At 48.6% G+C, this 16,123-nt stretch carries 10 protein-coding genes; 8 read left to right on the plus strand and 2 right to left on the minus strand.

Annotated features, from left to right (window positions below; translation table 11 throughout):
- Positions 1–17: 17 nt before the first annotated feature.
- The 8 genes from HCZ42_RS08880 (at position 18) to HCZ42_RS08915 (ending at position 13,123) form a co-directional block, all read left to right on the plus strand.
- Positions 18–1,640, plus strand: a complete 1,623-nt coding sequence (locus HCZ42_RS08880) for a SulP family inorganic anion transporter (RefSeq protein ID WP_167420359.1) — start codon at positions 18–20, stop codon at positions 1,638–1,640.
- A gap of 4 nt (positions 1,641–1,644) precedes the next feature.
- Positions 1,645–2,661: a UDP-glucose 4-epimerase GalE gene (gene galE / locus HCZ42_RS08885; protein ID WP_167420360.1), complete on the plus strand. Its 1,017-nt coding sequence runs from the start codon at positions 1,645–1,647 to the stop codon at positions 2,659–2,661.
- Positions 2,662–2,675: 14 nt separating this feature from the next.
- Positions 2,676–3,731 carry a UDP-glucose--hexose-1-phosphate uridylyltransferase gene (locus tag HCZ42_RS08890; protein WP_175579447.1) on the plus strand — a complete coding sequence of 352 codons (1,056 nt, stop codon included), beginning with the start codon at positions 2,676–2,678 and terminating at the stop codon, positions 3,729–3,731.
- A gap of 130 nt (positions 3,732–3,861) precedes the next feature.
- The gene (gene kduD, locus HCZ42_RS08895; protein WP_167420361.1) at positions 3,862–4,623 is read left to right on the plus strand and encodes a 2-dehydro-3-deoxy-D-gluconate 5-dehydrogenase KduD; all 762 of its coding nucleotides are present in this window, start codon (positions 3,862–3,864) and stop codon (positions 4,621–4,623) included.
- A 169-nt stretch (positions 4,624–4,792) separates the two neighbouring features.
- On the plus strand, positions 4,793–5,962 hold the full coding sequence (locus HCZ42_RS08900; RefSeq protein ID WP_167420362.1) for a glycoside hydrolase family 88 protein: 1,170 nt from the start codon (positions 4,793–4,795) through the stop codon (positions 5,960–5,962).
- Between the two features lie 58 nt (positions 5,963–6,020).
- On the plus strand, positions 6,021–8,207 hold the full coding sequence (gene gnpA / locus HCZ42_RS08905) for a 1,3-beta-galactosyl-N-acetylhexosamine phosphorylase (RefSeq protein WP_167420363.1): 2,187 nt from the start codon (positions 6,021–6,023) through the stop codon (positions 8,205–8,207).
- Between the two features lie 56 nt (positions 8,208–8,263).
- On the plus strand, positions 8,264–10,279 hold the full coding sequence (locus HCZ42_RS08910) for a polysaccharide lyase family 8 super-sandwich domain-containing protein (protein WP_167420364.1): 2,016 nt from the start codon (positions 8,264–8,266) through the stop codon (positions 10,277–10,279).
- 273 nt (positions 10,280–10,552) lie between these two features.
- Positions 10,553–13,123 carry a polysaccharide lyase family 8 super-sandwich domain-containing protein gene (locus tag HCZ42_RS08915; protein WP_167420365.1) on the plus strand — a complete coding sequence of 857 codons (2,571 nt, stop codon included), beginning with the start codon at positions 10,553–10,555 and terminating at the stop codon, positions 13,121–13,123.
- Positions 13,124–13,172: 49 nt separating this feature from the next.
- On the opposite strand, the gene HCZ42_RS08920 is transcribed toward HCZ42_RS08915, so the two are convergent.
- Positions 13,173–14,639: a sulfatase family protein gene (locus HCZ42_RS08920; RefSeq protein WP_167420366.1), complete on the minus strand. Its 1,467-nt coding sequence runs from the start codon at positions 14,637–14,639 to the stop codon at positions 13,173–13,175.
- Between the two features lie 3 nt (positions 14,640–14,642).
- Entirely contained in the window at positions 14,643–16,121 is a 1,479-nt protein-coding gene (locus tag HCZ42_RS08925) for a sulfatase family protein (protein ID WP_167420367.1), read from the minus strand.
- Positions 16,122–16,123: the final 2 nt, after the last annotated feature.

The following is a 16,123-nucleotide window of genomic DNA, read 5'->3' on the forward strand; positions in this document are numbered from 1 at the left end:
GCATAGGGGTAGCCCTCATGATGGCGAAAAGCAGTAGTAAGCTTGCCTTGTATTTTCCGTTTTTGAACTGGTTACCCCAAGTAACCTCACACACGCTTAAGGCGGACTTTTGGGCGGGATTAACCGGCGCAATTATCGTTCTGCCACAAGGTGTGGCGTATGCAATGATCGCAGGTTTACCACCTGAATACGGTTTGTACACCGCGATCATACCTGCCATTCTTGCTGCATTATTTGGTTCTTCTCACCATTTGATTTCCGGACCAACCGCCGCACTTTCTGTGATCGTGTTTACCACCGTCAGCCAGTTTGCTGAGCCAGGTACGTCACTTTATATCCAGCTTTGCTTCACGCTGACGCTGTGCGCCGGAATCGTGCAACTGCTGTTTGGATTGCTCCGCTTTGGCGCAGTAGTGAATTTTGTCTCTCATTCGGTCGTGCTAGGGTTTACCGCGGGTGCAGCAGTCATCATAGCCGTCAGCCAACTCAAGCATGTATTGGGGTTAAGCTACGCGTCCGGAGAGACGGCAATTGAGAACATTAATCTGCTGTTTTCTCACTTAGGTGAACTCGACATTAATGAGATGATCATCGGCTTGGTCACCATTGCAACGTGTGTATTGGTCAAGAAAGCTGCACCCAAAGCGCCCCATATGCTGTTAGCCACTTTGGTAGCAATGGGTACGGCATACCTGATGAATTTCTCTGGTAACGATGTGGCCTTAGTCGGTGAAGTGGGCAGCGCTTACTTAAGTCTGTCATCACCGTTTAGCGGTTTTGGTCACTTAGAACCAATGTTAGGTGGCATCATCGCAGTGGCTATGTTGGGTTTAGTGGAGGCGATTTCGATTGGCCGCTCAGTGGCGCTCAAATCTCGACAGCAACTTGATAGCAATCAAGAGTTCATTGGTCAGGGGTTATCGAATGTCGTGGGTTCGTTTTTCTCTTGTTATGTCTCTTCTGGCTCATTTACCCGTAGTGGTGTGAATTACAGCAGCGGTGCTAAAACACCGTTAGCCGCCGTATTTGCGGGTTTGATTCTGTTAATCATCATGGCGCTGTTTGTCCAGTATGCGGCATACATTCCAATTGCGGGTATGGGCGGTTTGTTGCTAGTGGTTGCGTGGAACTTGGTGGATTTTCACCACATTAGAACGCTGGTTGAACAAGATATCAAGGAAACGGTGGTGTTGGTGATGACCTTTGTCGCCGCACTAGTGTTGCATTTGGAGTGGGCCATCTATGTTGGCGTCGCAGCGTCACTGTTTTTCTATTTGCGCCGGACGTCGCAACCTGTGATTGAGTCGCTGACTTCAGAATTAGTCAATCTAGAAGATAGAGACGTTGAAGTCATTCGTATCAACGGTTCGATCTTCTTTGGTTGTATTCAGTACCTTAACCAAGAGCTGCAAAGCATCACAGCAAACCGCGTGATTATTCTTGGTCGCGGGATCAATTTTATTGACCACCTCGGTGTACAAATGCTCGATGACTATATCGCGAGTAGCGGTCGTCAGGTCTATTTCTGCCGATTTAAAGCGAAGGCGAAAGAGGCGTTACTCAGCGGCTCTAAACACGTTCAAGAAGAGAACTTTTCCGAGCGCTTAACCCCTTTATTAACTTTGACTTCTAGGAAGTAGCACTATGAACGTACTTGTTACTGGTGGATGCGGTTACATCGGCAGTCACGCGTGTGTCGCGTTACACCATGCTGGGCATACACCAATCGTATTGGATAACTACTCGAACAGCCACCCAAGTGTGGTCGAACGAATTGAAGAACTCACGGGGTCGCCGCTGACGGTTTATCAAGGTGATATTCGAGACAGCGAAGCTCTGGCGAGTATTTTTTCTGAGCATGATATTTCCGCAGTGATGCACTTCGCTGGCTTGAAAGCGGTAGGCGAGTCTGTTGCCAAGCCTCTGGAATATTACGACAACAATGTCACTGGCACGTTGAACTTGTTAGCCGCAATGCGTGAAGCGCAAGTTAGCAAACTGATCTTTAGCTCTTCAGCAACAGTTTACGGCGACCCTGCGGTGGTTCCGATTGATGAGCAAAGCCAAACTGGCGGAACGACTAACCCATATGGCACCAGTAAACATGTGGTTGAACGCTGTCTCTCGGATTTTGCCGACGCAAATCCGCACTGGAGCATCACGTTACTGCGCTACTTCAATCCTATTGGTGCGCATCCGAGCGGCCGCATCGGTGAAGACCCAAGCGGCATTCCAAACAACCTGATGCCATTTATTACGCAGGTAGCGATTGGTCGTCGAGAAGCACTATCGATTTTTGGCAATGACTACCCAACCGAAGACGGAACCGGAGTACGAGATTACATCCACGTCGAAGACCTAGTCGACGGTCATGTGGCGGCACTGGAAAAACGTGGTGAGGTTGCTGGTCTGCATGTCTACAACCTAGGGACGGGTAATGGCATCAGTGTATTGCAAATGGTGAATGCAATGAACGGGGTATTAGGTCGAGAGCTTCCGGTTCGAATGGAAGCGCGACGCGCGGGCGATATTGCAGAGTGTTTCGCCAACCCGGCGAAAGCTGAACAAGAATTGGGTTGGAAAGCGAAGTACAGCTTAACAGACATGGTTGAACATAGCTGGAACTGGCAACAAGCGAACCCGAACGGATACCAATCTTAAATTAAGGAACTCCCATGTTGGAAACATTTGATGTCTCTGAGCATCCACACCGTCGATACAACCCGTTGAGCGGTGAATGGGTGCTTGTGTCACCTCATCGGGCAAAACGCCCTTGGCACGGACAGCAAGAAACACCGAGCGTCGAGCAGTTGTCGACCTACGAGCCGGATTGTTTTTTATGCCCGAGTAACACACGCGTCAGCGGTGATGTAAACCCTGACTACAAAGGCACGTTTGTGTTCAAAAACGACTTTGCCGCGCTAACGACAGAGACGCCTGAATCACCTTCAAGTGATGATCCGTTGTTTCAGATCCACAGTGCAACTGGTGAGAGCCGCGTGATCTGTTTCTCTCCTGATCATAGCCGTACCTTACCAGAGCTCGAACTTGATGAGTTGGATCAAGTGGTGTCGACCTGGATCCAGCAAACCGACGAACTGAGTCAATCATATCCTTGGGTTCAAGTGTTTGAAAACAAGGGTGAGACGATGGGTTGCTCACAGCCTCACCCACACGGGCAGATCTGGGCAAACAGCTTTGTACCTACGCTGGTCGAGAAAAAAGAACAGCATCAGCAGCGTTACTTTGCCGAGCATGGCACTCCACTTTTGTTGGATTATGTTCAACGTGAACTGGAATCTGGTGAACGAATCGTAGTTGAGACGGAGCATTGGGTTGCGTTAGTCCCATACTGGGCGGCATGGCCATTTGAAACCTTGCTACTACCGAAAGAGAAAGCGGGCCGTTTGACGGAACTGTCATTGGAACAGCAACAAGACCTTTCTCTCGCGCTGAAACAGCTAACAACACGTTACGATAACCTGTTTAATTGTTCTTTCCCATATTCAATGGGCTGGCACGGCGCACCGTTTACTGAAGGGAATCCAAGCGAGTATTGGCAAGTGCATGCCTGTTTTTATCCACCTCTATTGCGTAGTGCGACGGTACGTAAGTTTATGGTGGGCTACGAAATGTTGGCGGAGAGCCAGCGTGACCTTACGCCAGAGCAAGCTGCAGAGCGTCTGCGTAACGTAAGCGATGTGCATTTCAAATCTGCACCGAGTGAATAAGAAGCAAGTCACATTACATAGAGTCAAAATTTTTTTTGTCTTTATTTTTTAGTGAAACGATGTTTCAATATAATGGAATTTGCGTTTTCTTTTTTGAGAAGGGGCAAGCAACAAAAAAGGTAAAATAAAAATGGTATTAGATGCTTTTAATCTAGAAGGTAAAGTTGCGTTGGTAACGGGTTGTAATACCGGGCTAGGGCAAGGCATGGCTGTTGCACTTGCTCAAGCGGGTTGTGACATTGTTGGCGTGAACTATTCAGACGCGGAAGACACGCCAAGCTTAGTTGAAGCGACGGGTAGAAAATTCCACCCAATCACGGCTGATCTCAGCGATCACTCGGTGATTCCTTCTGTGATCGAGCAGGCGGTTAGCCTTGCAGGTCGTGTTGACGTTTTGGTCAATAATGCCGGTATTATCCGCCGTGAAGATGCGATCGATTTCAGCGAGAAAGACTGGGATGACGTGATGGATCTGAACGTTAAGACGGTGTTTTTCTTAAGCCAAGCGGTCGCAAGACAGTTCAAAGCACAAAATACTGGCGGCAAGATCATCAACATCGCTTCGATGCTTTCCTTCCAGGGTGGTATTCGCGTGCCTTCTTACACCGCATCTAAGAGCGCCGTTATGGGTATTACTCGTTTGCTTGCTAACGAATGGGCAGCGCAAGGCGTTAACATTAACGCGATTGCGCCTGGTTACATGGCAACTAATAACACTGCAGCACTACGTGCAGATGAAGAACGTAACCAAGCCATTTTAGAACGTATTCCTGCTCAACGATGGGGTTTACCAAGTGACTTAGCTGGCCCGGTGGTCTTTTTGGCATCACCTGCCTCCGATTATGTCAACGGTTACACCGTGGCGGTCGATGGCGGTTGGCTGGCACGATAAACAATTTAGGCTGCATTGCAGCCTTTTTTTGAACTTAAATTTAAAAGTGAAAAGGTGTTTTAAAAAATGTGAGCAATGGTTGTGTTTGATTTTTGATAAGTCGATACACTAGAGCCATAACATTCATGAACCCTTTTCTTTGCGTTGCAAAGGTGTTGAGAGATTTTTTATGACCGAAGCTATTACCTTACGTCCGTTGCCAAAAGCATTGGATGAGCAGAGAGTTATTAACCATTTACCAACGGTAGTGGAATCGATTAAGCGAAACATTCCTAAGATTGGCGAGCGTAACCCTAAGATTGGTACTGAAAATAACCAATGGGATTACTGTGGCCAGTTCGACTGGGTATCTTCATTCTGGACAGGCGAGTTGTGGCTTTGCTACCAGATGACCGCTGACCAACAGTTCAAAAACAGTGCAAAACTACGTAAGCGCTACTTTGCCGACATGTTGTTGGACCCATTTTGGCTAGACCACGACCTAGGTTTTCAGTACAGCTTGAGCTGCGTTGCAGACTACAACCTGACGGGCGATGAAGAATCAAAAATGATGGCGATCCGTGCGGCTGACCATCTGATTCACCGCTTCAGAAAAATTGGTGGATACATTGTCGCGTGGAACGATACCCACCCATTGGGTCCTGAAATTACTCAGGGTAAATCGATTATCGACTCGCTACAGAATACGGCCCTGCTGTTCTGGGCGGCTAAGGTAACTGGCTCTTCAGTTTATGCTCATGCAGCGAAAACTCACAGCGAGACACTGGCAAAACACATTGTCCGTGACGATTTCTCAACCTACCACTCGTTCAATTTTGATCCTGTGACTCAACAGCCGATCAAAGGCGAAACCTTCCAAGGCTATGCCGATGACTCTTGCTGGGCGCGTGGTCAATCTTGGGCGGTGCATGGTTTTGCGCAAACTTACCTATATACAGGTGAAGAAAAGTTCTTAACACTAGCGAAAAAGCTCGCTCGTTATGCGGTGGAACAGATTACCGATGATGGTGTGCCAGTTTGGGATTACTCGCTACCAGCGGATGAGATCCAATACAAAGACAGTTCTGCTGGGGCGATTACGGCGGCAGGTCTATTGCTGATTGCACAATGCATCGAAGACGCAGAAGAAGCCAAACAGTACCGTGATTGGGGCTTATACCTTCTGCAAGGTCTGATAGATACGTGTGACCTGACGGGTGATGAGAATGCTCTTGGGCTATTGGCTCACGGCGCATCGTTCGTCAAAGTTGGCCTGTGCGACAACATGTTGCCATACGGTGATTACTACTACTTAGAAGCGCTGATGCGCGCCAATGGCTACCAGAACTTCTTCTGGTAATTATTCGATTTCTTACGGGGGAGTCACCCCCGTTTTACCCACATTTTTGGAGCATATCATGACCAAGATTGCCTCTCGTAAAGGTCATATGACCCTGCCTGTAGAAGTCGGTCAGGAAGACGTTGTACTGGATCTTTACCAGCGTTGGCAAGCGGATGCGTTGCGTGACAGTGACGGAACCAGCATGCCAGATTCATTGGCAGAGCAAGACAGCGACATCTACTCAGTGATGTGTCTTGTGCGCGCAGACCAAGATTACGCCAATCAGCACCCTGAATACCTTCACCGCAAATATTTGATGTCTTTCCCTGTGACCGCAATGAGTGACAGCGTGACTATTCAACCATTGGATGGTTACAGCAAAGACAAGTATGAGCTAGACGACGACAGCGAGCCTAAACAGTGGTGGGAAGTTCGTAACCGCACCACTGGCGAAGTGATCTCAGTTGACAACTGGTCGTTTGACGCGCAGACGCAGAGCGTTGAAGTCACCAATGTTAACCGCTACCACGAGTACACAGTGACATTTATGGCTCGCCAAGTTTGGGACAGCGTGTCGATGTACAATGCGCTGACCAATGACTGGGACGGCCCAAGAATCAAGAGCCTTGATCCTTACCACCCAGAGTGTCGCGCACATCTGCTTAAGCATTTCCAACACTGGCTCGAGACGCACCCGAATACCACGGTAGTCCGCTTTACCACGTTCGCATTCCTGTTTGTGATCGATACCGGTGAGCAGAACCAAGACATTTACCGTGACTGGACTGGTTACGGTGAAACAGTCAGCCCACGTGCGTTGCAGGATTTTGAAAAACGCTTTGGCTACAAGCTATCACCAGAAGATTTTGTCGATGCTGGTTACTACAACGGCACCTATAAAGTGCCATCACAGCAATACCGTGACTGGATGACATTCGTGCAAGAGTTTGTGGTCGAGTTCGCTGCAGAGTTGGTCAAAATGGCGCACGACGCGGGTAAGCGTACTGCGATGTTCCAAGGTGACCACTGGATCGGAACCGAACCATTCTTAGCAAGCTACCAGAAAATCGGTATCGACATTAATGTTGGTGCAGTGGAAGACGGTGTTGCGCTGCGCCGTTTGACGGATTCTGGCGGTGACCAAATCCGCGAAGCACGATTCTACCCGTACTTCTTCCCAGATGTGTTCAGTGAAGGCAACGACCCAGTGGTAGAGTCTATGTCGAACTGGACCAAGATCCGCCGTGCGATGCTACAGAAGCCGCTTGATCGTATTGGTTACGGTGGTTATTTATCTCTGGCGAACAAGTTCCCGCACTTTATTGATCACGTTACTGATATTTCTCAGCAGTTTGGTGAGTATCTCGATAATACTCAGCGTACGGAATCACAAAAACTGCCGGGTAAAGTGGCTGTACTCAGTGCCTGGGGTGAAGCGCGTAGCTGGTTACAGAACCAAGCTCGTGACCAGCGTTTTTACGTGCCGCCTCGTCCGGACGTGATGGAACTGGTGGGTAACAACCTGCTTGAGTGTCTGTCTGGTCTACCGTTTGATGTCGAATTCATCAGCTTTGATGACATCAAACAAAACGGTATCGACCCTGAAGTCAAAGTTATTATCAATACTGGCGACGCAAACTCTGCATGGAGTGGTGGCGAGTGCTGGGATGACGCGGACATCATCGTTAAGTTGCGTGAGTTTGTGGCTCTAGGTGGTGGTCTACTGGGCGTATCCGACCCTTCGGCGTATCAGAAAAACGGTCGTTACTTCCAGTTGGGTGATGTATTTGGCCTAGAGAAAGAGACTTCTTTGACGATGGGCCGAGTGGCGATGCCGCTTGAAATTGCACAAGACCATTACCTAAGCCAGTTTATCACCGGCAACGAAGATTTCGGTAACGCAAGCTACGTGTACCCGCAAGCGCAGGATCTAACCGTGATCGCGGCTCAAGGTCAGCATTTAGCGTTTACGGCGCGTAATTATGGTCAAGGCCGTGCGGTTTACCTAGGTAACCTGCCGTTCACCATGGACAACGCGCGTTTACTGCAATATGTGTTGATCTGGTTGGCGCAGCAAGAAAGCACCTCCTTTAGCTGGTTGTCGGCGAATCCGAACGTTGATGTTGCGTTTTATCCGCACACCAACAAAGCGGCGGCGGTGAACTTTAGCGACCAAGCGCAGACCGCGACGGTGTGCAATACCGAAGGTCGCGCCATTGAAATCAGCTTAGAGCCTTATCAATGGATATGGCTGGACAATTAATCTGAATACAGAAGGCGCGTGAGCGCCTTCTTTTTTATGTAGAGGTCGAAGCTCCAATGATTTCTCAGCATTTGATGAACATTCAATCTGTGGTGACCGATGAAATCATCCGCCAACAGTATAAGGTATACCCTAAAAGCCGTTGGTATAAGCACTTACCTAATTGGCAGCAAAGCTTCTGTGATGAGAGCGGTTGGTACGATATTGATTTGCAGGGCGCCGAGCAAGATGGCGAAGTGATGCGTACTTATCTACAGCGAGTGCTGTTGCTGGCGTGCGAGTATCATAGCAGCCAAAGCTCAGTGGCCGCAGAGCTGGTAATACAGGCACTGCAATATTGGTATCGAGTTAATCCACAAAACTGGAACTGGTGGTGGAATCAGATCGGAAAGCAACGCTTGTTGGGACCGATAGCTTTGTTATTGTCACCAGAATTATCCCCCGCATTAAAAGCGCAATTGAGTGCTGATTTCCCAACCTGCACGACGATGACGGGCGCGAACAAAGCTGACCTTGCCCACGCTATGGCTTTCGGCGCGCTGCTAAGCAGCGATGAAACACGCTTCAAAGCGGCAATGGAAAGCATTTGCGACACGATTTGTGTGACCGAAAATGAAGGCATTCAGGCCGATTATTCTTACCAGCAACACGGCCCGCAATTGCAAAATGGTGGCTACGGTGAGTCGTTTTACAACGTGGCGCTGCCTTGGTGTTACGCCACGCACAACACGCCATTTGCATTTCCAAGACATCTTCAGTGGATACTGGGTGAATACTTCTTGCTCGGTAGCGTCTGGATGACCAGAAATGGCCAATGGGATTACAATGTATGTGGTAGAGCGATCGCCAAACCAGATCTGGAAAAGCCTTATAGTAGCGAGACTCTTAGCACTCAAGCTCGGATGCTGAAAGCGGTCTTTCCTCAAGATGCTTGTTTATTTGATAGCTATATCGCGCACTTGAATGGTGATAGTTATCCCTTCGTTGGCTACAAGCATTTTTGGCGTTCTGATTACGCAGTCTCGGTTTCAGACCGTTACTCCGTGACGGTGAAAGCCAACTCATCGAGGACTAAACCAATCGAAACCGGTAACCAAGAAAACTTACTTGGCTATTGGTTAGGTTTTGGCAGCATGAATATTGGGGTGAATGGGTTGGAATACCGCGACATCTTCCCGATGTGGGATTGGCGGCGGATCCCAGGTGTGACCAACCCGCAAGTCGCGATGCCCGCATATGAGTGGGGCAGAGTTGAGCAGCAAACCCATTGGACGGGCGGAGTATCAAATAGCCGTTGGGGAATTTTTACGTTTGAGCTGGACGCACAGCAGACCCAAGCGCTGAAATCTTGGTTCTTCTTTGGAGATATTGTCGTTGCGTTGGGGGCGGGCATCCACTCCACTCATCCGCAGCCAGTCGTCACGACCGTCAACCAGTGCCATTATGAGAATCAGTTATGGCGAGACGATATCGTTGAATCTGGCGAGCTCAATGCTCACGCGCAGCATTGGCTTCATCATGGCAACGTGGGTTATGTGTTGCACAATGCCAGTGCTGATCTGAAGTGCGAAACGCGCTCCGCTTCTTGGCAGTTGATTAACCAACATTTGAGTGACCACCGCCTAGACGCAGAAGTGTTTGAGCTGACAATTAACCATGGTGTTCGCCCAAATGATGCGAGTTATCAATATACGCTCTTACCGGGCGCAAGCGTTGAGCAAACACGGCAATACGCTAACGCTCCCAAAGCGTTAGTTGTAGCGAATAGCAAGCAAACTCAAGCGGTGCTCGTCGATAAACGCATCGGCTGTGTGTTTTATCAAGCATCGACGTTGAGCCTAGAAAGTGGATTGTCGATCCAAGTTGATCAACCGTGCGTGATTGCGTGCGAGGACGAAGCACATTGCTATAGCCTTTCTGTGGCAACCCCAGGGCGTTTTGCTACGGTGAACATTGTAATTGTCGAACACGGTCGCGAGTACCGAACGCAAGTGAGCACCCATTCAGACGCAGCCAGAATGGGTGAAAGTGTTCTTAGCCATATCGCAAAAAATATCAAATATTGCGCATGAACGAATGTTCGCTAGCGCTAAATTTCTCTGGTTATTTTATGTATTAAGGTGCTTACGCACCTTATTTTGTATCAAAAGGAGCGAGCTAAGATCTGTGGCAATAGTTTGTTAGCAACGAATGAATCAGATTGTTTAAAGTAAGATCAAAACCATATTTTTGCAAAAATAAAATATAATTTCATTTTCTTGGTTGTAAGGTTATATGAGTGTTTAAAGTCGACGAAAAGAACACATCTACCCAATTTAATAAACACCTTACGCGAGAACAATAAGATGACATTTAAACTCACTCCCAAACAATGGGTGCTCCCCGCACTCTTAATCTGCCAGCCTGCGTTGGCGAATGAATTAGCGACATTATCGCAACGTGTTGCACCGGACTTTGCCGACTCAACGTCAAGCAAAGTGCAGAATAAAGGAGGGAACGTTGAACAGTTAGCTGCACAATATATCGCTTCACAGCAAGCAGATGGCAGCTGGACGGATATTGATTACAGTCTAATTCCGACACAAGAAGCGCCGATTCGCGCTCATCTTGAGCGAATTGAAATTCTCTCTTCTGTTGCGTTCCTGAATAATGATGCCAACGCAGCGCAAGCGGCTATTTCGGCACTTTACTACTGGTATTCTGCTGACCGAACCAATAGTAACTGGTGGTGGAATGAGATCGGGAAACAACTTAGGTTAGGCCCAGCTGCACTTATGTTAGGCGACCACCTCCCAACCGACTTGAATACTCTTATTGCTGCAGATATGCCGCTAGCGCCATATAAAACCGGTGCCAACCGAACCGATATTTCTAAAGGCGTAATATTCGGCGGACTGTTAAATAACGACCCGTTACAAGTTCAAAAAGGTCTAGATGGTATCGAAGAAACCATCGTCGTCACTGAAGACGAAGGGGTGCAAGCGGATTACTCATTCCAGCAGCATGGTCCTCAGTTATACATTGGTGGTTACGGCGAAGTGTTCTTTGGCGCGGCATCTTACTGGGCTTATCAAGTTCGTGACTTACAGTGGAAGTTTGCCGCAGACAAAGTCGATGTGTTGGTAAACTATTTTCTTGAAGGCGTTCGTTGGGCAAACAGCCACGGTACATTAGATTACAACTCACGTGGCCGTGGCATCAGTCGCGTGGCTACCTCGGACCCAACCACACTCGTCAAACAAAGCGATTATATTGCCGCGCTTATGCCAAGTCGTCAGTCTGAAGCTCTTGCGTTCAAACAGCATTTGCAAGGCATGAACTCAGGGCTTAGCGGTTACAAACAGTTCTGGCGTTCTGATTACGCCACCAAAGTTGGCTCTGACCATTTTATCGGTATCAAGATGAACTCTAACCGTATTGAGCCGACAGAAGCGGGCAACGGTGAAAACTTACTGGGCAATTGGTTGGGATTTGGTAGCACTTTTATCATGCAGCGAGGGGATGAGTACCACAATTTATTCCCAGTGTGGAACTGGGCTCTAGTACCTGGCGTGACCTCACCGCAATTCGCGACCAAACCAGCAGACTGGGGCCGCATTGAGATGCAAACCTCATTCATCGGTGGTGTCTCTGATGGTACATACGGCGTTTCGATCATGGATATGGACGCGTACTCTACTCAAGCGAAGAAAGCATGGTTTAGCTTTAAAGATGAACTGGTTGCCTTGGGGGCTGGGATCAAATCGACGCGCTCTGAATACGTCAATACGACTGTTAACCAAACCCGTTTGAATGGTCCTGTGACCGTTGATGGACAGGTTTACCAAAAAGGCAGTCGCCAACTTGTAGGTTCCTCTTGGGTTCATCACGATGGCGTTGGTTACGTATTCCCAGATTTCTGGTACGGTCAGATGGAAAACGATACTAAGCAAGGTAACTGGCGCACGATCAACAACGGCCAACCGGATCAAGTTGTATCGGATGACGTGTTTATGCTGAGAATTGGCCATAGTTGGCAGCCAACCAATGCGTCTTACCAATACATCATTTTGCCTGAAAGTACGGCGACGGATACTCAGGCATACGCAGCTAACCAGCCAATCACTGTTCTGAGCAATACCGATATTCTACAAGCGGTCACCCATAGCCAACTTAAGATCACGGGAATCGTTTTCCACCAAGCAGGTAGCCTTGTGCTGAGCAGTGGTAAAGAGATCACGGTAGACAAGCCAAGCGTGGTATTAGTAAACGAATCTAAAGCCGAACCTGAAGTGACCATTTCTACACCGGGTAAGGGTACGCAAGTCAATGTTACTTTGACAGACAATGGCCAAGTTCAAGCGACAACGGTGGTGACGTCTGCAGAAAAACGTTTGATGGGTAAAAGCGTGGTAGTGGACTTCAGTGCGCCAGTTTTACCACCACAAAACGAAACTGTCGTGACAAAATCTGATGTGTTCGTGCGTGACGGGCAGTATGCTTCGCAAAGTTTTGGTAGTAACAGTTACCTCGTGGTGAAAAGTGATGGTGTCGGTTATAGCCGTAAAACTGCACTGCAATTTGACCTAACGGGTTTGGATATTGGCAGCGCTTCAACGGCGATATTGCGCTTACACATCCGCAACGTGAACGCGGACCCAAGCCGAGATATCACCATTTCTCGTTTGTCGAGCTCGAACTGGCAAGAGAGTAACCTCACATGGAATACCATGCCGATGGTTGATCAAGTTGGTGCGACAGTGGCGATTACGCCAAGTCAGATTGGTTCATGGTTGGAAGTGGATGTTAGCGAGTTGATTCAAGCCGGCACGGTTTCACTGCTACTTGAAAACAATGGCCCAGCAAGTGGTAAGTCAGATGTCAGTTTTTCTAGTCGAGAAAGCGGCAATGGTCCGGAGTTGATCGTGACACCATAAAAACAAAGCCCAGCGATATCGCTGGGCTTTTTTTAGTTCTGAATCCAGATTAGCGAGTTTGCTTGCTCTTAATCACATCTTGCAGCTTCTCTTCTAGCTCAGCCACTTTCTCTGGCATTTGCTCTGCTAAGTTCACTACCTGACCAACATCATCATACAAATCGAACAGTTGCGGTTTAGACAAGTTGCCTTTCTCATTGCCCGTGTATTGGCAAACAAAATCGTCATCGTGTGGTGGAATGTAAGCGTAGCGCTGGTCACGGAAGACTTTTTTGTACTGCATCCCTTCTAGCACCATTGAGTCTCTACCAACCTGATCTCGGCCAGTCAAAGTATCAATCAACGCTTGGCTATCTGGCGCTTCTGCTGACTCAAGTGGTTGATTCACCATTTGCGCGAACGAATGATACAAGTCGACTTGATTAAATAATGCGTCCGTTTCGCCCGGTTGGATTTGTGCAGGCCAGCGGACAATAAATGGTACTCGGGTTCCGCCTTCAAACAAGCTGTATTTACCGCCACGCAGAGGTCCAGCCATGCGGTGATCACCGTTGAACTCAACCGCTTGATCTTTATAACCGTCGTTCAAGACCGGACCGTTGTCACTGGAGAAAATCACTAAGGTGTTGTCTTTCAGGCCTAAGGATTCCAATCTGTCTAGTACCTTACCGATACACCAGTCCATCTCGACGATCACATCACCGCGCACACCATGAGGGGTCGCTCCTCTAAATCGAGGGTTTGGGATGCGTGGTACATGGGGTTGGTGTAGAGCGTAATATAGGAAAAATGGCTCGTCTTGATTCCGCTCGATAAACTCAATCGCTTTGTCAGCAAAGACTTCACCCATCGTTTCATCATCCCAGATCGCAGACTGACCACCGCGCATATGACCGATACGGCTGACGCCATTGATGATGGTGCCGTCGTGACCATGATCGTACATCACATCCAAAAGTTCTGGATTGTGGCGACCTGTTGGTACGTCAGCAAACGCTTTGTCCCAATCGTAAGTCACTTCAATCGGGTCTGAAGGATCAAGGTTATCAACATGGCGATTGTCGATGTAAACACAAGGTACGCGATCATTGGTCGCCGCCATGATGTACGAGTCGTCGAAGCCGACATCGTTAGGTGTGCCTTGAATTTCTCGATTGAAATCGAGTTCACCGTCCCCAAGACCCAGGTGCCATTTACCCACAATACCCGTTCGGTAGCCCACTTTTTGCAGCATTTTGGGCATGGTGCTGTCGCGAATACCAATGATCTGAGGGGCGTCGCCCGGCAGTACCGCTGCGTCTGGGTTGCGCCACGGGTAAGAGCCAGTCAACAGACTATAACGCGAAGGCGTACACGTCGCCGCCGTCGCATAACCTTGGTTGAATTTAAGGCCTTCTTCCGCCAGTTTGTCTAGGTTTGGTGTTGGAATGTCGTTGGCGCCATAGCAGCTAACGTCGCCAAAACCTAAGTCGTCAGCGTAGATGATGATGATATTTGGGTGCTTAGTGTCACTCATTCGTTATCCTTGATTGGTAAATAGTTGGTACGGCAATAGCTCCGCAAGCACTTGCTCTGTCGCCCACGGGTCATTGGTCCGCACCAGCTCTTCTGCTAAAGCGGCCAATAAACTGCGCTCTAACGGTGCGCTTGGGGTGAATGAAAGATTGTGTAGTTGATACGGATCGTGGCTATTGTCGAAAAACAATATGCAGCTTAGGTTGGCGTTATCGTCGATTTCTAATGCCAATGAGTAGCGTTTGGTTTTAATTCCACGACTGACAGGGAAGTAGTCTGCGACTTTATTATCTTGGTCGCGTTTCCCATCAATGTTCTTGATGTACAGGGCACTTTTCGGTAACTCAATGCCAATATCAGTTTGGAAGGCCGAGGCCAAGTTTCGACCGTGAATCCCTCTTGGACAGAGTGAATCCAGTCCCATCGTGCCTAAAATAGTTGGCATAATGTCGGCGCTGCTAAGGAACGCTGGGTTTTGTTTAGCTTGATTGTTCTGAGTCGTTTTGACGATAAAAGGTACCGAGAATGCTTCGTTGTAGATGCAGTTCTTGGCATCGTTTACGCCTTGGCTACATAAGGTTTCGCCGTGATCGCTGGTAAACACAACCACGGTATTGTCCCATTCGCCGATGGCTTTAAGTGTCTCGACTAGACGCCCAAACTCACTGTCTGTGCCCGTCACATTGGCAAAGTAATAAGGCGCGCTATGTGCCTTCTCGAGATTTGTATCTGCGTTGTCACGCTGCAAAAGCTCATCCACTGGTGTGTCTTTATAACGCAGCCAATCTTCTAAGCGACAATCATCAAGGCTGTCGTAGGGGCTGTGCGGTGGGTTCATCGAGATAAACAGCGCAAATGGTTTGTCTTCGTCGCGCTCGCCATGTTCATTTTTTAGGTACTCAATCGCCTTGTCGGTTTCATGTTCAGCCGACCACACCTTGGGCTCGTGACGACGACCGTTGGTATCGTAGTAGTGCGGATTGTTGTGCTCATCAAACGTACCGTAACCATACCAATAATCGATGCCATGACGGCGCTGTGGTTCAGTATACGAATCCCACGCGGGAACATTTGGGTCTACATAGTGACCAGGCTTAGCTGGATCGTTTGGCGTGGGCACATCCAAATGCCACTTCCCGATGTAACCAACGTGATAACCAGCCATGGAAAGTGCATCCGTAAAGCAAATCGCGGTTTCTGGTAACTCGGAGTTCACGCGGTCTGAGTTGCAGTTTAATGGTACGCCACTGCGAGACGGGAATTGTCCGGTCATCAGACTGCCTCGATGTGGGCTACAAACTGGGCAGTTGCTCACAGCGTTGTTGAGTAGAGTCGATTGTTTGATAAAAGCATCAAGGTTCGGTGTGTAAACAGGGTCACCCACACCAGGAATAAAGTCGCGATAGTCAGGATCTTGCCAGATACCCAACGACATCAGTCGAAACTGATCGGGGAAGACATAGAGTAGATTGGGCTTTTTCATGA

The organism is Vibrio hepatarius (assembly GCF_011806575.1).
Classification (GTDB): domain Bacteria; phylum Pseudomonadota; class Gammaproteobacteria; order Enterobacterales; family Vibrionaceae; genus Vibrio; species Vibrio hepatarius_A.